The sequence below is a fragment of the Pedobacter africanus genome (assembly GCF_900176535.1).
Classification (GTDB): domain Bacteria; phylum Bacteroidota; class Bacteroidia; order Sphingobacteriales; family Sphingobacteriaceae; genus Pedobacter; species Pedobacter africanus.
In genome coordinates, this window is the sequence record NZ_FWXT01000002.1 from 319,452 (window position 1) to 338,364 (window position 18,913).

Genomic DNA, 18,913 nt, shown 5'->3' on the forward strand with positions numbered 1-18,913 from the left:
AGAAAGTCCGACCGGTAAAAAGATTTTGGTGCAGTGTATGTGCCGAATTCCATGGTTGAACTGAAGTCTGGCCGTTATGATCTGGCATTTAAAACAGATGATAAGGGGCGGCTTATACTGTTGTTTATGGGGAAAAAGGATGCCTGTGGTAAAATAATGGGTGAGCGTTATGCAAGACGCCTGCTGATTGGGTGCAGATGGCAAGGTGGTCAAAGACCATTGGGACCACAAGGGTAAAGCTACCGCGCAATTGTAGAAAGTGCACTTTTTTTACGGTTATAATTGTGTGCCTTTAAAGCGTCAGGGGTAGTCTTCATGGCCAGTCGGTGTTAAATAAAAGTAAACAAATTAAAATTAACCGAAAGGTTTTGTAGTAGGAAACAAACTTTCCTGCTATTTAATTTGTTATATAAGCTCACAACCTTTCCATGTCCAATAATAGCAAACAGATCGGTGAACTGACCGAAATCAACGAAGCGCTGGAGAACTATTTCAGCAATACGATTATACCCCAGCTCTTTGTAGACGCAAACCTGATATTGCGAAAGTATACCCCACCTGCTATGAAACAATTCAAACTTCGGGAGGAATTTATTGGAAAGCCACTGGTAGGGATAGAGGAGAATTTCCGGTATCCGTCGATCATCGGAAACATTCAAACGGTGATTGCTACAGGCGAGATTCTGGAAAAAGAAATACAGACTACTGATCTGAGCTGGTACCAGATGAATATTTTGCCCTATATGGTGCGGAAGGAAAATAAGACCAATGGCGTGATCATTACTTTTGTAGACATTACAGCCAGGATTCGTGACCTGAAAGAGCAGGAAAAATTAATTGCGGAGCATGAGCTGTTGCTGGATACGATTGCCCACGATATTAAAAATCCGATTCTTGGGCTTGCACTTACGATACAAATGCTGAAAAGGTTGCCTGAAAAAGATATACAAATGTTCCCTGCCTTGCTCGGAAACGTAGAGAATAGCCTGGACTCCATACAGAGGGTGATCCATGATCTGGTCGATTCACGCTGGAAAAATCAACGGGTGCACCCGACCGAGGAATTACTGGATATTGGTAATATTTTGGAAGATGTCCGTTTGTCTCTGGCTGCTCAAATCCAGGAATCAGGTGCGAGGATCAGCCAGCATATAGAATGTCCGGAAATTAAATTTGTGCGGCGAAAGCTGCGCAGCATCATTTATAACCTGTTGAATAATGCCATTAAGTATACGGCAGAGGGCCAATGCCCGGAAGTGGAGATCCGTTGCCGGAAGGAAAATGACTATTTTGTGATCAGTGTTTCCGACAAAGGCATCGGTATGACCCCGCATGAACGCCAGTCTATTTTTGAGAAATTCCAGCGGGTTAAACTGAATTGTGAAGGTTCGGGTGTAGGATTATATCTTGTGCATACCATGGTTTCGGCGGCGGGAGGAAGGATTGAACTGGAAAGTGAGCCAGGTAAAGGTTCTGTTTTCAGCGTATGCTTAAAGGACAGTTCCCATACTTAGCCAATTGTCTTGTACTCATCCCTATGTTTTCAGATTAAAGCATTTCGTATTTATACGTGCTGATGCCAGTAACCGGCTTATGATTGTTTACCGTAAACTGAAAGCTTATCGCAAGGAAGCTACTTTGATCAGGAAAGTCATTGCTGCCCATGAAAAAGACATGGAAAAGCGGCAGCGTTCCTGGGTGAAGAGTTATCAAAATCGTACTGGTGCAATGCAACGGGGCTCCTGTGTTCCATGAGCCCCGTTTTAAGATTTTAAGATTTGGCGTCATAATCGCTCCATGTTGCTACACCCTCGGGTTCTGAGGATTTAACTTCATTGCTCTTCAGCTCGCTCATCTCTTTGTCCAACTCATCGGTTTCCTCAAGTTCATCAACTTTAGGGTCCTCCAGGTCGGTGAGTCCTTTTGTTTGTTTTACGTGATCCAGTGGGTTTTCAATGTATTCCCACTGTTTACCAAGGTCAGGCATTTCACCCTCATTCCATGGTCCCTGTACGCTCTGTTCTGGTGAGAAGTTAAAGTACTGCTGGGTGAACCGAGGATCGGCTTGTAATACACCGGGTGGGAAATTAGGTTGAATGGATTCAAGGGCTGCTTCGAACATTTTATAGTGGGCTACCTCACGTGTCATCAGAAAAGCAAGTGTGTCTTTCACATATGGATCGTCGGTAAACTTCATCAGGTGCTCATAAACCAACTTGGCTCTGGATTCTGATGCCAGGTTGCTTCTAAGATCGACGGTCAAATCTCCGTTAGAGTGGATATAGGACGCGCACCATGGAATGCCCTGACTGTTTCTTAAGGTGGGGCCGCCACCTGTAATCATAGTAAATTGCGGATTGGCATTTAATGCGGCATGAATGATATTCTCTTTTGCTGCTTTGCCTTCCAAAACCTGCATAATTTCTGAGGAGTCCGCGGCATTTTTAAGCTCGCCGTTTACGCCTTTCAATAACATCTGGATAGTTGCACCAACGATCTCCAGGTGGGAGAATTCTTCGGTTGCGATGTCCATCAGCATATCGTATTTGTCCGGATGTGGATTTTTTGCACCAAATGCCTGGGTAAAATACTGCATAGCTGCAGCAAGTTCGCCATTTTCTCCACCGAACTGTTCCAGCAAGATGTTGGCAAATGCAGGATCGGGTTTAGAAACCCTGGCATTGAATTGTAAATCTTTTGAGTGGTGAAACATAATGTTGTTTTTAGGTAAATGTGTTTTGTGACTTATTCGGCGCTTGCCGGTTCGTTGATAGCGCTAACTGCAATTTCTGTCAATGCAATATCAGTAGCTTTCTCATCTACAAGAATTCATGGAATTCTGAGTTTTCCGTTTTTCCGGATTTTGATTGAGCTGTTGTAGCAGTTCCGTTTTTTTTTGCTGTAGTTGCCATAGTTTTGTTGATTTAAGAATGTTCATGAATTACTTATCCAGTATTTATTTGCAGCTATAACATTTGCTGTATTGCTTAGTTTTCAGATTCAGAAAGACCAGTATTTATGCTATTAAGTTTGCGTTAATTACGGGTCAATCAGTACTTACAACCGTTGATGGAAGTATTCATCGAGCCCCTTTTCCAAACTTGGTAATGGTTTCCCCCTGCTGGTTTCAAGGGCGCTATTCGCTGGCCTTAATGCAGGCAGATTTAATTTGTATTGGGAAATAGGTTGTATGTTGCTGCCATCCAGCCCTCCGCGTTTGGCAACAGCTAATGCTAGCTCGTACCAGCTTATTGAGCCGTTGTTAGTCAGGTGCCAGATTCCTTGTTCATGATCGATGAGCAGGTCAAGTGCCGCATGAACCAAGTGTGGAATGTAGGTTGCTGTTATCACTACATCATCCATTGCAGTTAAACTTTCACCGTTTTTTAGTTTTTCTAAAACTGCTGTTACAAAATTGTGGCCATCCCAAGGCCCAAAAAAGGAGCTGGTACGGATGATAAGTGAGGAAGGAAGTATGGATAAGACCCTTTTTTCAGCTTCTGCCTTACTGAACCCATAGTTATTCAATGGACTGACCGGGTCATTTTCCCTATAGGCAGCTTGTCTAATTCCATCGAATACTAAATCTGAAGAAAAATTCAGGAACAGAATTTGATGTTCGCGGCAGGTCTTTGCCAGGTTGATCGGCCCTAAGGTATTGGTAAGGAAACAGGGCTCGAAGTTCCCTTCCGCAATATCTACATTGACATAGCCTGCGGCATTGATGATTGCCCAAGGCTTGTGAAGTAAAATGAAATTTTCTATCTGCTCTATTAACGCCACATTTAGTTCGTTGCTTTTCGGTGCAAGGAAATGAATGTTTCGGTCAGAGCAAATCTTCACAAACGCAGTTCCTAGCGTACCGGAGCCGCCAATGATCAGCACTGGAGATGAGGTTTGCGCGGGGGGCTCCTGGTTTTGCCACCAGCCAGGGGAATTGATCAGCGGACTTTGATAGATTTTTTGTCGCGCCAGAGCGGTAATGAATTTAGTTATCGCCGTTGGTCTGGGGCTGCCAGAACTCAGGTCAAAAACACCGGATTCGTAGTTTCCTTTTTCTTCGGTCAGGAGCTTATCCCAGCCGTAGGCACCAAAAAGTGCCCAAAAGGTGATTGCTGTAATCTGGATACCTTCCGCATTGAGCTGGGCACAATCTTCCCAAATGGATTTTAACCAGCGTAGCTGGTCCTCTCTTCCACAACAGAGGTGGGCCTCTGTAATGGCCATTGGTAGCCGATATCGTTGCCATGCTTCCTTCATCAAGTTAGCTATTCCTTCAAGCTTAGCTTCTGGATGGCGTACAGCTTCTACATCGGCATATGCAATCCGTCCGTTTCCGCCATGACTGCTTGGAGGATGGATTTCCAGTTTGTGATCCAGGTAGCGTTCAGAGGTTACATAATAGTTGAATCCAAGCAGATCTGGCGGTAATGGGTTTTCTATAAAAAAACTAAGCTGATCTTTTTGGATTCCCTGTTCTATAATATATTTCCATAGCGGATGCCTATGGCCTACCTTTCCACAAAGTAAGTCAATACTGAGCCACCTGCGGTGGTTTTCAAAAGTGATTTGATGTTTCAGCTCGCAGGTGCCGTGGATTTTTGTTAAGTCTTCTGTAAACACCAGCTGCGCTTTAGGGTTTACTTCCCTGATGGCCCGCATAGCCAGGATGGTGCCTTTACATTGGTTGATCAGGAGGTTTAAAAAATCTTTACTGTTCTTTTGGTGAGGATACCACAGGCCATAAAGCCCGCAAAACCTCGCTGTAGTTAATGGTTCGTTAACAGGCGTATAACTATTGATCCATGGAAATTTTTGCGCAACCATTTTAGCATATATGGCAAGTTGCTCTGCAAAATCATCGCTATGAATTCCAGCATTCCCTGGGCCTGAACCGTGATGAACTAAGCCGGCGATCACATTGATTTTACGATGTTTCAGCAAGTTCAGGTGTTTTTCAACCGCCCAGTCGGGTGCCTCGCCAGGATTGGGCCAGTTTTTTTCCCATAGCACGGGAAATCTGATTGTTTTGATTCCTAGCTTAATGACTTCATCAAGCATTTCTGGCCTGCTATATAGGTCGTTATATTCCAATTGATCGAAATAACTCTTGTCTATCCGATTGATACTACACTCAATTCCTCCCCAGACTTCCATTACTTAAATTTTGGGTTACTGTACTCAGTGAATCCTCAGTTTGTATTTTTTTGAATGTGCTCAGTGCTTGTGCAACTACCTGGTCCATGTTATAGTATTTATAGGTAGCCAGGCGACCAACAAAATAAGTGTGTTCCAGTTTCATTGCCAGTTTTTTATACTTTTCATAAAGCGCGGTGTTGTCGGGTTTGGGAATAGGATAATAAGGGTCACCCTCAGCTTTTGGAAATTCATAGACGATTGATGTCTTTTTGTGTTGCTGGCCCGAAAGATGTTTGAATTCAGTGATGCGGGTAAAACCATAATCATTCGGATAATTGACAGTGCCCGTAGGCTGAAAATTCTCCTGATCTAAAGTTTCGAACTTGAATTCGATTGAGCGATAGGGCAATCTGCCAAACTGGTATTCAAAATATTCGTCAATAGGCCCGGTAAAAATGAGCTTTTTATAATTCACTTCGTCAATCAGGTCTTTGTAATCTGTATTTAACATTAGGTGAATATTGGGGTGATCGACCATTTTTTCGAACATTTTTGTGTATCCATGGAGTGGCATGGCCTGGTAGGTATCGGTGAAATACCGATCGTCTTTATTGGTTCGGGTGGGAACACGGGCAGTTACTGATGCATTGAGTTCAGAGGGATCCATATCCCATTGTTTTTTGGTGTACCCTTTGAAAAACTTTTCATACAGTTCCCTGCCTACAACGCTGACTACAACATCTTCGGAAGTCGTAATGTCTTTCTTTTTCTCGGCTTTTGATTCGAAAAATGCAGTGAGCTCACTACTGGAAAGGTTTAAGCCATAAAGCGTGTTGATTGTCGTCAAATTGATTGGCATCGGCACTAACTGTCCGTCCAGGCTGGCAAGTACTCTGTGCTGATAATTACGCCAGTCTGTGAACTTGGATAGATACATGAAGACTTCCCCGGAATTGGTGTGGAAGATGTGCGGGCCATATTTATGTACCAGTATGCCTGCTTGATCATAATGGTCATATGCGTTTCCGGCAATATGATTGCGTTTATCTATCAGCAGTATTTTTTTATTTGCTACGGTCGCCAGTCGTTCTGCCAGGACACTGCCTGCAAAACCGGCTCCTACAATCAGGTAATCGTACATATTAACTGGCTAGTGAAATTTTCTCCTTTTCAGCTATGCAGTCGCAGATCAGGCTGGTCATTTCTAATTGAGTTTTATCCCATGACATCTCAGCCAGAAAGCTGTTTACTTGCTTCTCCCATGGACTGCGATTTTGAGTCTGCAGTTTTTTTTCGATTGCTATTGCAAAGGTTCTACTGTCTGGACAGATGTGTACCAGGTTCTGAGTTCCATATGGATGGATCACATCGTAGATTGGTGTAGAGACTACCGGAATACCTGCTGCCAGGTATTCTGGTGTCTTTGTTGGTGAGATAAATCTTGTTGATTCGTTGAGGAGGAATGGTATCATGGCTACATCCCAGCCGGCAAGGTAGCTGGGCAATTCATGATAGGATTTCTGACCCAGGTAGTGGATGTTGGGTTGCTGGGGAAGCGTTGCAGGATCTATTTTAACCACCGGGCCGATAAGAATAATGTTCCAGCCAGGTTTATCTGTCGCTAGTTTTCGAACCAGTTCTATGTCGAAACGTTCATCAATTACACCGAAAAAACCAATCTTCGGGGCTTGGATGTGGAGTTGGTCAATTGCTTCCTCACAGGTTTTAGCTTTCCCAAAGTGTTCCTTTTCAATGCTGCTGGGAAATGGGTGTATGTTATCATGGTGCTGTTTTTTTGCTTGATAAAGGGATTGTCCACCGGTAAAGACTACATCAGCTTTCTCCAGAAGGTATTGCTCAAATACGCTGATTTGTGAATGCGCAAACTTAAATCCGGAAAGTTCATCCATGCAATCATAGACGATTGCTTTTGGCCGATGCTTTTCTGTGTAAGTAAGCGCCATTGGCGTGTAGTACCAAAACAGTGTTTGCTCGAGATCGAAGTTAGCTATAAATTGATCGAAGAGTGCGGTGAGTGCCTGCACGGTCTGTTTCTCATTCAGTCCGTTCTGCAGGTGTGGTACAACAACCTGAAGGTTTTCTCCTTGTTTGGAGATGGATAAAAAAGATTCTTCATTTCCATCGAATATTGGCTCTTCGTAAAAAAATACGTTGGTTTGTTTGGAGAACCTGGTTAATAAATGTTGCGGACGCTGATATACGAAATCCCATCTCAAATGGGACAAACAAATGAGGTTGGCGGGTAGGACTGGTTGTTCTTTCATGTCGATGTTATTGAGTTAATAATAAGTTTAAGTGTTTGCAATGTGTTATTCAGGGGCCAGCAGCTTTTGGGTTACTCCCTGATTGAATGACAGCGAAGGCTATAACCCAGCCGGGGGGAAACTGTTTTGAGAATACGGTAATAGGGTATTTATTTGTCGTTTTAAGCGTAGTTCTATCTTGTCAAGGGGGAAATACCTGCTTTAGTCGAACACCTTTCCCTTTGTCCGGCATTTACTTCGTTTTTTATGATGTTGCCTACACCAGCAAAAAGGTCCTGATCAAGCAGCATGTCGCAAATGAGTGAATCTGGTTTGGTTTTGATTTTTTTTAAAGCCTTTTTCGTATTCCATTCCTCGGAAGATCAACAGCTTACAGAAGGATTAGTTTAGAATAAATTATGTAAACCATTTTAGCAGAAGGTTGTTAACTGTTCACAACCTTAACCGATACCGCTATGGAAAATTACCTGAGAAATTTATTGCCCCTGTGTTTAGTGATTGGATTACAATCCTGTGGTAATGCAGATCGCAATGGCAGGGATAAGACAGCCAATGAAATCATTGATTCTTTAAGTGATACCAGCCAACGGGCTAAGGCTGTTACTGCCGATGTAGACCTGAATGGAGATGCAAAGGTTTTTACATTGAGTGCCGCAACAGCAGGGATGATGGAAATGGAGACGGCTGAAATAGTCTTGAAAAAGAGTAAAAATAAGGCCGTAAAGGAATTCGCAGAACGCATGTTAAAGGATCATGGTTTGGCTAATGAGGAACTGAAGAAAATCGCGGATGCCAAAGGGCTTCAGCTTGCTCAGACCTTACCCGCGGAAATGAGCGGCCATCTTTCAGAACTAAACGGTTTGGCTGACAGGGCGTTCGATGTACAGTATGTACGTATGATGGTTAACGATCATGAAAAAACCATACAATTGTTTACCCAGGGGGCAGCTTTGACTGATCCTGATTTGAAAGCTTTTGCTGTTAAAATGCTTCCGCTCATTACAGAACATTATAAACAGGCGATAGAGATTGGAAAACGGATAAATGTCAGTAACTCGAATAATGGGGATGATGTATTAGGTCTCAGTTCGGAAAAAATAGAGGAAAAATAGAATTTGACAGATCGGAATCTATTTCTCCATATTTAAACTGATAAGAGAATGACTAACAATAGAGAGCAAAATACTTCAGGTAACCTTCTTTCGGGTAAGAATTTTGAAGAAGAGCTGACCAGATATAAAAATAAGATTAATAACATCCTGGAAAGTTTTACCGAAGCATTTTTCGAGGTTGATCTCCATTGGACAGTGATCTATTGGAATAAGGAATGCGAACTTTTGTTATCGATATCTCGTGAGGACATTTTAGGTAAAAACCTTTGGGCAGAGTTCAGTGAAGCGGTGTCCTTAAAGTTTTATGCTCAGTATCACCGGGCTGTCCGGGAAAACGTAGCCGTGCGATTTGAGGAGTATTGGCCTGTGAATAAAATGTGGTTGGAAGTTAGTGCTTTCCCTTCTGGAGAAGGTTTATCAGTATATTTTAAAAACATTACAGGCTGGAAGCAATTAACGACTCAATTAGAGCAGGAAAAGAAAAGATACTATGATCTTTTCAATCAAAGCCCATTGCCGCAGTGGGTTTATGATTTTAAGACAATGAGGATTTTACAGGTTAACGATGCTGCTATACTGCAATACGGGTACAGCCGTGAGGAGTTCATGAAAATGAAGCTGGTGGATCTTCGTCCTGATGAAGATGCAGTTAGTTTAAAACAGATATTAAAAAATAGTGTTTTGAAGGGTAAATTTAATTCCTCGGTGGTCAGGCACCTGAAAAAAAATGGCGAAATTATTTATGTAAAAGTGGATGGGAACTCAATTTTCTTTGAGAATAAAAATGCGCGTTTGGTAATGGCAGTTGACCAGACGGAGCAAATTAAGGCCGAGTTGGAGTTGGCAAAAAGTGAGCAGAGATTCAAGTCTTTGGTTCAGGACGGCTCCGATTTGATTGGAATATTGGATCGAGATGGTAATTACAAATATGTTAGTCCTACCACCAAACAAATCCTAGGTATTGATGCAGACTACTTTATTGGCAGGAATGCATTTGACTTTATTCATCCTGATGACAAGGCCAAGACCTACAGGCAATTCGACGGCCTTTCCTACCAAAAGCGCCTTCAATTATCACCATTTCGGTTTATGAATGGGGAGGGCAAATATATATGGATTGAGACTGTGGTGACTAATTTGCTGGATGATCCATCAGTTGCGGGAATTGTGTCTAATTCACGGGATGTAACGGAAAGGATTCAATATGAATTGAAGACCCAGGAACTGCTTAACCGTTTCAACATTGTTTCAAAAGCCACAAGTGATGCGATCTGGGACTGGGATATAGAGAGCGGGAAGTTACAATGGAACCAGGCTATCAAAACTGTTTTTGGGCACTCAGAAACTTGTTACGGTATTAAATGGTGGGAACAACAGATTCATCCCGATGATTTTGCTGATGTACAAAATCAGTTTCAACAGTTGATGGAAAGCAAGAAATCCAGGCTTCAGCTGGAATATCGTTTTCGGTGCGCAAATGGTTCGTATAAGTGTGTACTGGATAGATCTTTTGTCCTTTTTGATGATCAGGCTAAGCCAGTTAGAATGATTGGATCCATGCAGGATATTACCGAGCGCATTTCCCATATTAAAGATATAGAAGAAAAAAATGCACGCCTGAATGAAATTTCCTGGAGCCAGGCCCATAGCGTCCGCGCCCTTAGCCCGTATCCTGGGACTTATTGCCTTATTGGACGATAATCAGCAGCAGGAAACCTTAACGGAGATTATCAATCATTTGAGGCGTTCAGCTAGTGATCTGGATGCGGTCATCCAATCTATAATTAATAAACCCGCATAGCATAATGTTCCTGCATCGTTTTCCCCATTAGCAGCAGACTTCCATGGGTAAGGGGGATGTCAATTACCGGGACCTCTTTTGCGGATTTATGACGCACTTTAAAAATCCGGGTATCGCCAAATCCCTCCGTCAAATAATTCCGTTTCTGAAAACAGGTTCATGTTACAAATAAAAAAAACCTGGTGAATAACTAAGAATGTTAGTATTAAAAATGGTTATTTGGATCGTTAAATGTGTTAGATCCTTGTGTTGCTAACAAAATGTATGAAATTATCAACATTTAAATATTTACTAACAATTTTAGTATTATGTTTGTTGTGTAATCAGCTGGCTATTGACAGCTGCTTATAAAGGGGGATTCATCATGGTTGCTAAAAGGGAAATATTTCTTAAGCTACAACAAGACATTTTGTTGTGGCAGGGCTTTAAAGCGCAGGCCGGGAGCGAGGCTGAGTGTATTGGGCTTGGCCGGATTGAGCAATCTTTTCCGGGCGGAGCCTTTCCAAAAAGGGCAATCCATGAATTTATTACCATAGTACCAGAGGATGCGGCTTCCAGCGATGGTTTTATTGCGGGATTGCTTTCTGTACTGATGCAGCACGGTGCAGCTTGCGTATGGGTAAGTACCTCGCGGCGGTTATTTCCGGCTTCATTGGGTTTATTTAACGTAGAGCCGGAACGCATCATTTTTATGGATGTGCAAACCGAGAAAGATGCGCTTTGGATTACCGAGGAGGCTTTGAAGTGTGAAGGGCTTGCCGCGGTGGTTTCGGAACTTAATAATTTGAGCCTCATTGAGTCCCGCAGGTTGCAACTGGCAGTGGAAAAGAGTGGGGTAACAGGTTTCATTTTGCGGAAGGATGCCAGTAAGGCTGCAAGTACCGTAGCTGCGGCCAGGTGGAAAATCAGTCCTTTACCCACTCATACCGAAGACGGCATGCCGGGCCTGGGTTTTCCCAGGTGGCAGGTGGAACTGCTGAAAGTACGTAATGGGAATCCGGGCAGCTGGGTTTTGCAGTGGGCAGGTGAAAATTTCGAAGAGGTTGAGGAAGTGGGAAGCGAAACGGTGTGGTCTGAACAACAGGACAGGCAAATTGGATAATTGTTATGCAAAGGCGTTTTGTTTCCATATGGTTCCGCCAACTGCTGGCAGACTGGCAGCTGATCCGCAGGCCGGAACTGGCGCAAGTGCCTTTTGTGTTTGCAACGCCCGATCATGGGCGGATGATGGTTACCGCGGTGAGCCCGTTGGCTGTTAGATTCGGTGTCGAGGCAGGGATGCGGGCAGCCGATGCAAAAGCGATTTGTCCGGGTCTTGAAGTGTTGGATGATAAGCCTGGCCGCCCGCGCAACTTGCTGAGGGGTCTTGGCGAATGGTGTGTCAGGTACTCGCCTATTGTGGCTATTGATGAATTTGGCATGGATGGTTTGCTAATGGATGTGTCTGGCTGTACGCATTTATGGGGCGGAGAGCGGGGGTATTTAAAAGAAATCGTTTCCAGGTTAAAAAGTAAAGGGTATACGGTTCGGGTAGCCATTGCTGATACTCCCGGGGCTGCCTGGGCAGTTTCCCGTTATGGCAAAGTTAGCCCACTTATTCCTATGGGCGGCCATCCAGAGGCTTTGCTTTCTTTGGTGCCAGGAGCGCTCAGACTGGAAGATACCGTGCTGGCCAAGCTGCGTAAGCTGGGGTTTTACCAGATCAAAAGTTTTGTGTCTATGCCCAGATCTGTTTTGCGCAGGCGTTTTGGTGAAGGGTTCTTATTGCGGCTGGCGCAGGCCCTGGGAACGGAAGATGAAGTGTTGGTTCCTTTGCAGGTGCCGGTTCCCTTTCAGGAAAGGTTGGCCTGCCCGGAGCCGATTAAAACCCGAACCGGTATAGAAATCGCCATCACCAAAATGCTGGAAAGTTTGTGTAAACGCATGCAGGCAGAAGGTAAGGGATTGCGGACCGGTGTACTTACATGCCACCGGATGGATGGCAAGATTGTGCAGGTCTCTATTGGCACCAGCGGGGCCACGCATAGTGTCAGTCATTTGTTTAAGCTTTTTCAGTTAAAGATCGACAAAATCCGCCCCGGATTGGGGATAGAGGTTTTTGTGCTGGATGCACCGAAAGTGGATGAGTTAGCAGTACCACAGGAGCAGATGTGGGCAGGTAAACCTGGTCTGGATAATCAGAGCGTGCTCAGGCTGATCGACAGGGTGGCCGGAAAGGTTGGTGCCGAGGTGATTCACAGGTATCTGCCTGCAGCCCGTTACTGGCCTGAGCGGGCGGTATTTAGCACCAGCTCGGTAACCGAAAAAAGGATAACCGAATGGAGGCTGGATAAGCCGCGGCCAACTGAGCTTTTGAAACGGCCCGATCCTATCGAGGTGATGGCGCTGATTCCGGATCATCCCCCAAAATTCTTCGTTTATAAAGGCGTCCGGCACCAGGTGATTAAAGCAGACGGGCCAGAACGGATAGAACGGGAGTGGTGGTTAGACCAGGGAGAGCACCGGGATTATTACCAGGTAGAGGACGATCAGGGCGGCAGGTACTGGCTGTTCCGCTCGGGTCATTATGACGGGGAGCAAAAGTACCAGTGGTTTATACATGGGTTTTTTGCTTAAAAAGGGAGTTATGGGATATAGTGAATTACAGGTAACCTCCAATTTTAGCTTTTTGCGCGGGGCCTCTCATGCGCATGAACTGGTTACTCAGGCTGAAGCTTTTGGATATGAAAAAATAGCAGTTACAGACCGTAATACGCTGGCTGGAATTGTACGGGCGCATGCGGCTTGCCGCGGGAAAAACATCAAGCTTATTCCCGCATGCAGGCTGGACTTGCTGGATGGGCCAAGCCTGCTGGCTTATCCTACAGATATGGAAGCCTATTGCAGGTTGTCTGCGCTGCTAACTTTGGGCAATATGCGTGCTGAAAAGGGTTCCTGTCACCTTTCCCGGGCTGATGTGTATGCACATCGTAAAGGGATGATTTTTACAGTAGTAATGCCTGGTGTGCTGAACCGAAGGTTTGAATATGATGCTGGTTTCATTGCCGCCTTAGCGCAATACCGGGAGGCGCTGGGCGGTCAGCTGTACCTGGCGGCAACCCGGACGTATCAGGGTAATGATGATAAACTGATTTTCCGCACCTCGCAGCTTTCTAATTTTTACGGGATTCCGGTAGTAGCTACCAATGATGTGCATTACCACGAGCCTGCACGCCGGGAACTGCAGGACGTGCTGACCTGCGTGCGGGAGAAATGCACCATCCAGGAGGCGGGGTTTCGCCTGCACCAGAACGCGGAGCGCTATATGAAAGAGGTAGCCGAGATGGAGCGTCTGTTCAGGAAGTACCCGGCTGCAATCGAAAATACAGGAGTCATTGCCCAGGCCTGCAATTTTTCGCTAAACGAGCTGAAATATGTATATCCGGAAGAGATTAACCAGAGCGGGCGCCCACCGCTGGAAGAGTTGGAATACCTGACCTGGAAGGGTGCGCATGCAATATATGGAGAGGTGATCCCGGAAAAGGTAGTCCATATGGTTAACCATGAGATGGAATTTGTAAGGCAGATGGATTACGCGAATTACTTTCTTTTTGTGGAAGACATTGTTCGGGAGGCCAGGAGCAGGGGCATTCTTTGTCAGGGCAGGGGATCGGCTGCCAACTCTGCCATCTGTTTTTGTTTGGGTATTACTTCAGTTAACCCAATGAAGTTCGACCTGCTTTTTGAGCGTTTCATTTCTTCGGAGCGTAATGAGCCCCCGGATATTGATGTGGACTTTGAGCATGAGCGGCGGGAGGAGATTATCCAATACATCTACAACAAGTATGGGCGCGACCGTGCAGCTATTGTGGCTACGGTTACCCAGGTGCATCAAAAAGGGGCAATCAGGGATGTAGGCAAGGCGATGGGTTTATCGGTCGATACCATTAACCGTTTATCGGGGTCTTTGTGGGAATATACAGATGAGTGGTTTGAAGGTAAAAGGATAACCGAATCGGGGCTGAACCCGGAAGACCCGCACCTGATGAAAACATTGGAACTGACCGGGCAGATGATGGGCTTTCCCAGGCAGCTGGGGCAGCATACCGGCGGTTTTGTAGTAACCCAGGGTAAACTGACAGACTTGTGCCCCATTCTGAATGCGCGGATGGCAGACCGGACCAATATTGAATGGAACAAGGATGATATCGATGCGCTGGGCTTTTTAAAGGTAGATGTTCTGGCCCTGGGGATGCTGACCTGCATACGTAAAGGATTTGACCTGTGCAGGGATCATTACGGCAAGCATTTTACGTTAGCTAATATTCCCCAGGATGATCCTGATGTTTATGATATGATCTGTTTGGCCGATACACTGGGCGTGTTCCAGATTGAAAGCCGCGCGCAGATGTCTATGCTGCCCAGATTAAAACCCAGAGAATTTTACGACCTGGTAATTGAAGTAGCTATTGTGCGGCCCGGGCCGATACAGGGCGATATGGTGCACCCCTATTTAAGGCGGCGGAACGGGGAGGAGCCTGTCAGTTATCCTTCAAAAGAGCTGGAAGAGATTTTAGGGCGTACGCTAGGTGTACCGCTTTTCCAGGAGCAGGCCATGAAAATTGCGATTGTTGCTGCTGGGTTTACCCCGGCAGAGGCTGATGGTTTGCGTAGAAGCATGGCCACTTTTAAGTTTAAAGGGATGGTGAACCAATACCAGGAGAAGCTGATAGAAGGGATGATGACTAAAGGATATACTGAGGAGTTTGCCCGCAGGATATTTAAGCAGCTGGAGGGTTTCGGGAGTTATGGTTTCCCGGAAAGCCATGCCGCCAGTTTTGCTTTGCTGGTATATGTTTCGTGCTGGCTAAAGCACTATTATCCTGATGCGTTTGCGGCCGCTTTGCTGAACAGCATGCCCATGGGCTTTTACCAGCCAGCCCAGATTGTGATTGATGCAAAGAAGCATGGGGTAGAGGTTAGGGAGGTGGATGTGAATTATTCTGCCTGGGATAACCTGCTGGAAAAAAAATCCGGGAAATACCTTGCAATCCGTTTGGGGTTCCGGGAAATTAAGGGGATTCGCGAAGAAGAAATGGACCTGCTTATAAATGGCAGGGGTACAGGATACCAGTGCGTTACAGCTTTGAGAGACGCAGGTGTGCCGCTAGCCGCTTTGGAAAAGCTGGCTGATGCGGACGCTTTCCGTTCAATGGGGCTGGACCGCAGGAAAGCGTTGTGGGAAGTTTCTGCTTTGCAGGATATGCCGGTAGAACTGTTTAAAGGCCAGGCTTCAGAAAGCGTATTGGAAACCCAGGTTGAATTGCCGCTGATGAGTAAGGGCGAGCATGTGGTGCAGGATTATGCAACTGTGGGCCTTTCGCTGAAAGCACATCCGGTGAGTTTTGTACGTTCGCAGCTGGACATGCTCAACATCCGCAGTTGTTATACCATCAACAACGATTCGACAAACGGGCAATTGGTTAAAGTGGCAGGTTTGGTATTGGTTAGGCAAAGGCCCGGAACTGCTGGCGGGGTATGTTTTATTACCATTGAGGATGAAACGGGCTATTCAAACCTGGTGGTGTTTGAGAAGCTGTTTGAAACCTATCGCAAGGAAATCCTGCATTCCAGGCTGCTGATGGTGGAAGGGCGGTTACAGCGGGAAGGCCAAGTGGTGCATGTCATTGTGAGCAAGTGTTTTGATTTTACCAAAATGTTGGGCAAACTGGTGCAGCGGGAAGCGGATGATTTACCCGTGTTGACCTTAGCCAGGGGCGATGAGAAAACTGCGCCTTATCTTGCGCAGGATAAACGGTCTCAGGTGAGGGAGAATGTAAATAAAACAGCTAAGAATGTGTTTCACGGAGGACGGAATTTTAAATAGATTTTCTCACTTGCCCTAAACCATTTTCAATATGCGAACTACGTCTACTTATTTTCAAAGGTAAATCCTTTGACAACGGGCGTCGAAGGATACATTTGATTCAATTCGGCCAGTTTTTGATCGTATTCCTTTTGGTCGATCACCTCATTATCCAATAACCAGATCAGGTTATAATATTGCGGTTCATAACTCAGATTTCTATTGAGTTTTCCGAAACGTTCAAGAAGAAAAGCACGGCGTCTGGATAGAACTTCCTGAATAAAATTATCTACAGCCTGTGTGTTGGGGATTGTGCTGAATATCTCTATCGGATGCGTATTATTAGTATTGGTAATATAACGTGCCTTTTTATAGGTTATAAAGTATAATGAGATGCATATAACAACTATTACGGCAACGAATATTTGTACACCCAGGTCAACTTTGGGCGGGCTGTCATCAAAATGAAGTATAACAGACACTACTGTAAGAAAGCCAGCAACTAATAAATATATTGATAAACCATTTTTCCAGGTAATTATTTTGGTTCCAATGTTCTCATATTTTACTTCATATTCATGCGTCTTTCCCATAGTGCTTGAGTGAACAAAAAGTCCGTCGTTCATAAAACGAAAACGTCTTTTTTCAAATAACTTTTGCTGCGAGAAATCGTATTGCATAGCTTGTAATTAATCTTATACGCGTTTAAGATAATAAGAAAAATGAAAAACAGCATAGTGTCCGAGAAAATCCCATTCAAATAATTAATTTGTATATTCGGCCATCTAGTATTTAACTCTCATTCTAATGTTCAAAAATCCTTTTTCTTTTAATGGTCTGGTACTGTTGTTTTATAGCGGCGAGGAGGGAGCTAATAAATATGGCCCGGATCCTAAAAAGAGGCTATCGCCAAAGGAGCTGGTTTAAATAATGGTTGCTTTGTTAACCACAGTAGATGTTTTATGTATATTGCCCTTAGCATATTAGTGATCTGTTACATGATTTACGGAATAACTCACGCCGTTAAGAACAGATCATTGACTCGTTTCGAGAAAGCCATCTGGATAATTATTATACTCTGTATGCCGGTAATTGGTGCTTCTCTTTATTTAAGGTCTACTTTTAGGGTGAGAGATTGATTATTACTTATACCTTCGAACCTCGGCATTGCCGACCAAAAGATTATGAGTCTTCTCCTCGCCTTTAACTCAAAATTCTGATCAAACACTTTATTTTTATACATTTATCTCAAAATATTGGATAAAGACTCAATTATTTGTGCGTCTTTTCCAGTAACAATTTGACGCTAAATGAATAGAGTAATTTTACAACCAGCCTCCAATAAGGCTTCCCGAAACAATTATGAGCATACTGTTGAGCATACCATCTCTATAGACAGTATTAAAAAATATATCACTCCAGAGCAGGAAGCTGAATTGAGAGAGTTGTATCCTTCAGGGCAATTTAGAATATGGGGGATTGACAGGGATGCTGAAGGTAGGAGTACTAAGGTTAACGACTGGAACAGGATTACCAAAGGCGATATTGCTTTGTTTGCCAGAGATAGCAAAGTTTACGCGTCGGCCACAGTCACCACTAAATTTCGCAATGCCGAGCTGGCTGTGTTCTTATGGGGGTATAAAAAACCTGACGTTACCTGGGAGTACCTTTACTTTATAGATGAAGTTACCCCTCAAAACATACCCTATACCATTTTAAATACATCTATTCCAATAGGTGATCCTAAGAACAATGAGTTCTATGCTTCTGATACAAACATTCAGGGCTTTCGTGTGCTTACAGATGTACAAAGTGAGTACGTGTTTTCTGTTTTCGGCGATCTGGAAAGCGAAATTTATTTTGATGATAAGCTAACAGGTAACCGGGAACTTACCATGGCCAGATTAGCCAATCTGGATGGAACTGATAGAGATCAGACTGTAAAGGCACGTAAAGAACAGAAAATTTTAAAAGAATGGTTATTTGGCAAACGCAAATATTCGACCTGCGGAATCTGCAATAAGGAATATCCAGTTTCGTTTTTGGTTGTTGCGCATATTAAAAAACGTTCAAAATCCACTCACGAGGAACGAATTAACCTGGATATCGTAATGCCTATGTGTAAACTTGGATGCGATGAGTTATACGAGCGGGGCTATATTGGCATAAAGGATGGTAGGGTAGTTGGAATCAAACAAAGCCGCAGTACTGATGCGCTTGATGAACTGAAGCACAAGTTAATCAATAATGCCTGTACCTACTATAAAGAAGAAACCAAGGAATATTTCGATTGGCATTTAAAAGAGCATAAATTTCAATAACTTTAATGCTGATGAGCAACTGGAAAGAACTACAAGACGCTTTAATAAAATTCAGGAACGAACGCGACTGGGAGCAATTCCACAATCCTAAAGACCTGGCTTTGGCTTTATCTATTGAGGCAGCCGAGTTGAACGAGCTTTTCCTTTGGAAGAAAGCCGAAGATGCCAACCAGGAGAAGATCAAAGAAGAGTTGGCAGATGTACTGGCTTACGCCATCTTGCTGGCGGAAAAATACAATCTTGATATCAACGAAATTGTGTTAAACAAAATCAAGAGAAACGGCGAGAAGTACCCGGTTGAGAAGGCTAGGGGAACTGCTAAGAAATATGATGAGTTGAAGTAAGCTTCAATATTTTAAATTTTTTTCTATAATTTCAGATTTCTAATCATTATTTGGCTGACAACCACA

Annotated in this window: 16 protein-coding genes; 10 read left to right on the forward strand and 6 right to left on the reverse strand. The window is 44.2% G+C overall.

Annotated elements, in window-relative coordinates; translation table 11 throughout:
- Positions 1-51: 51 nt before the first annotated feature.
- Both B9A91_RS15750 and B9A91_RS15755 read left to right on the forward strand, forming a co-directional pair.
- Positions 52-237 (forward strand): hypothetical protein, encoded by a 186-nt coding sequence (locus B9A91_RS15750; RefSeq protein ID WP_200815674.1) that lies wholly within the window; start codon positions 52-54, stop codon positions 235-237.
- Positions 238-428: 191 nt separating this feature from the next.
- Positions 429-1,514: a sensor histidine kinase gene (locus tag B9A91_RS15755; RefSeq protein ID WP_084239968.1), complete on the forward strand. Its 1,086-nt coding sequence runs from the start codon at positions 429-431 to the stop codon at positions 1,512-1,514.
- A 257-nt stretch (positions 1,515-1,771) separates the two neighbouring features.
- On the opposite strand, the gene B9A91_RS15760 is transcribed toward B9A91_RS15755, so the two are convergent.
- From B9A91_RS15760 to B9A91_RS15775, 4 genes are all read right to left on the reverse strand, one after another.
- Positions 1,772-2,713 (reverse strand): manganese catalase family protein, encoded by a 942-nt coding sequence (locus tag B9A91_RS15760; protein WP_084239969.1) that lies wholly within the window; start codon positions 2,711-2,713, stop codon positions 1,772-1,774.
- Between the two features lie 344 nt (positions 2,714-3,057).
- Complete coding sequence (locus B9A91_RS15765; protein ID WP_084239970.1) at positions 3,058-5,157, reverse strand: sugar nucleotide-binding protein; 2,100 nt, start codon at positions 5,155-5,157, stop codon at positions 3,058-3,060.
- Positions 5,135-6,280 carry a UDP-galactopyranose mutase gene (glf, locus tag B9A91_RS15770; RefSeq protein ID WP_084239971.1) on the reverse strand — a complete coding sequence of 382 codons (1,146 nt, stop codon included), beginning with the start codon at positions 6,278-6,280 and terminating at the stop codon, positions 5,135-5,137. The genes B9A91_RS15765 and glf overlap by 23 nt, the downstream gene beginning before the upstream one ends.
- 1 nt (position 6,281) lies before the next feature.
- Positions 6,282-7,424 carry a glycosyltransferase family 1 protein gene (locus B9A91_RS15775; RefSeq protein ID WP_084239972.1) on the reverse strand — a complete coding sequence of 381 codons (1,143 nt, stop codon included), beginning with the start codon at positions 7,422-7,424 and terminating at the stop codon, positions 6,282-6,284.
- Between the two features lie 455 nt (positions 7,425-7,879).
- Between B9A91_RS15775 and B9A91_RS15785 the strand changes: the two genes are divergently transcribed.
- Together B9A91_RS15785 and B9A91_RS15790 are read left to right on the forward strand one after the other, a co-directional pair.
- Positions 7,880-8,536 carry a DUF4142 domain-containing protein gene (locus B9A91_RS15785; protein WP_084239974.1) on the forward strand — a complete coding sequence of 219 codons (657 nt, stop codon included), beginning with the start codon at positions 7,880-7,882 and terminating at the stop codon, positions 8,534-8,536.
- 48 nt (positions 8,537-8,584) lie between these two features.
- Entirely contained in the window at positions 8,585-10,237 is a 1,653-nt protein-coding gene (locus tag B9A91_RS15790; RefSeq protein ID WP_084239975.1) for a PAS domain-containing protein, read from the forward strand.
- 83 nt (positions 10,238-10,320) lie between these two features.
- Here the strand turns inward: B9A91_RS15790 and B9A91_RS23995 are convergent, their stop codons facing one another.
- A complete protein-coding gene (locus tag B9A91_RS23995; RefSeq protein ID WP_144008958.1) occupies positions 10,321-10,470 on the reverse strand; it encodes an alpha-ketoglutarate-dependent dioxygenase AlkB in 150 nt (49 codons plus the stop codon).
- A gap of 231 nt (positions 10,471-10,701) precedes the next feature.
- Here B9A91_RS23995 and B9A91_RS15795 point away from each other — a divergent pair, with 231 nt between their 5' ends.
- From B9A91_RS15795 to B9A91_RS15805, 3 genes are read left to right on the forward strand one after another with little or no spacing between them, the layout of a single operon-like run.
- A complete protein-coding gene (locus tag B9A91_RS15795; protein ID WP_084240254.1) occupies positions 10,702-11,439 on the forward strand; it encodes an ImuA family protein in 738 nt (245 codons plus the stop codon).
- A gap of 5 nt (positions 11,440-11,444) precedes the next feature.
- Positions 11,445-12,953: a Y-family DNA polymerase gene (locus tag B9A91_RS15800; RefSeq protein WP_084239976.1), complete on the forward strand. Its 1,509-nt coding sequence runs from the start codon at positions 11,445-11,447 to the stop codon at positions 12,951-12,953.
- A 10-nt stretch (positions 12,954-12,963) separates the two neighbouring features.
- Positions 12,964-16,203: an error-prone DNA polymerase gene (locus tag B9A91_RS15805; protein ID WP_084240255.1), complete on the forward strand. Its 3,240-nt coding sequence runs from the start codon at positions 12,964-12,966 to the stop codon at positions 16,201-16,203.
- Positions 16,204-16,247: 44 nt separating this feature from the next.
- Here B9A91_RS15805 and B9A91_RS15810 read toward each other — a convergent pair whose 3' ends face one another.
- The gene (locus B9A91_RS15810) at positions 16,248-16,775 is read right to left on the reverse strand and encodes a hypothetical protein (protein WP_084239977.1); all 528 of its coding nucleotides are present in this window, start codon (positions 16,773-16,775) and stop codon (positions 16,248-16,250) included.
- A 405-nt stretch (positions 16,776-17,180) separates the two neighbouring features.
- Here B9A91_RS15810 and B9A91_RS24605 point away from each other — a divergent pair, with 405 nt between their 5' ends.
- The 3 genes from B9A91_RS24605 to B9A91_RS15825 all read left to right on the forward strand — a co-directional run bounded on the left by B9A91_RS24605 (position 17,181) and on the right by B9A91_RS15825 (position 18,847).
- Positions 17,181-17,321, forward strand: coding sequence for a PLDc N-terminal domain-containing protein (locus B9A91_RS24605; RefSeq protein ID WP_394334677.1), 141 nt, complete (start codon positions 17,181-17,183; stop codon positions 17,319-17,321).
- A 171-nt stretch (positions 17,322-17,492) separates the two neighbouring features.
- Complete coding sequence (locus B9A91_RS15820) at positions 17,493-18,503, forward strand: hypothetical protein (RefSeq protein ID WP_084239979.1); 1,011 nt, start codon at positions 17,493-17,495, stop codon at positions 18,501-18,503.
- Between the two features lie 11 nt (positions 18,504-18,514).
- Positions 18,515-18,847, forward strand: coding sequence for a nucleotide pyrophosphohydrolase (locus B9A91_RS15825; protein WP_084240256.1), 333 nt, complete (start codon positions 18,515-18,517; stop codon positions 18,845-18,847).
- Positions 18,848-18,913 lie beyond the last annotated feature (66 nt).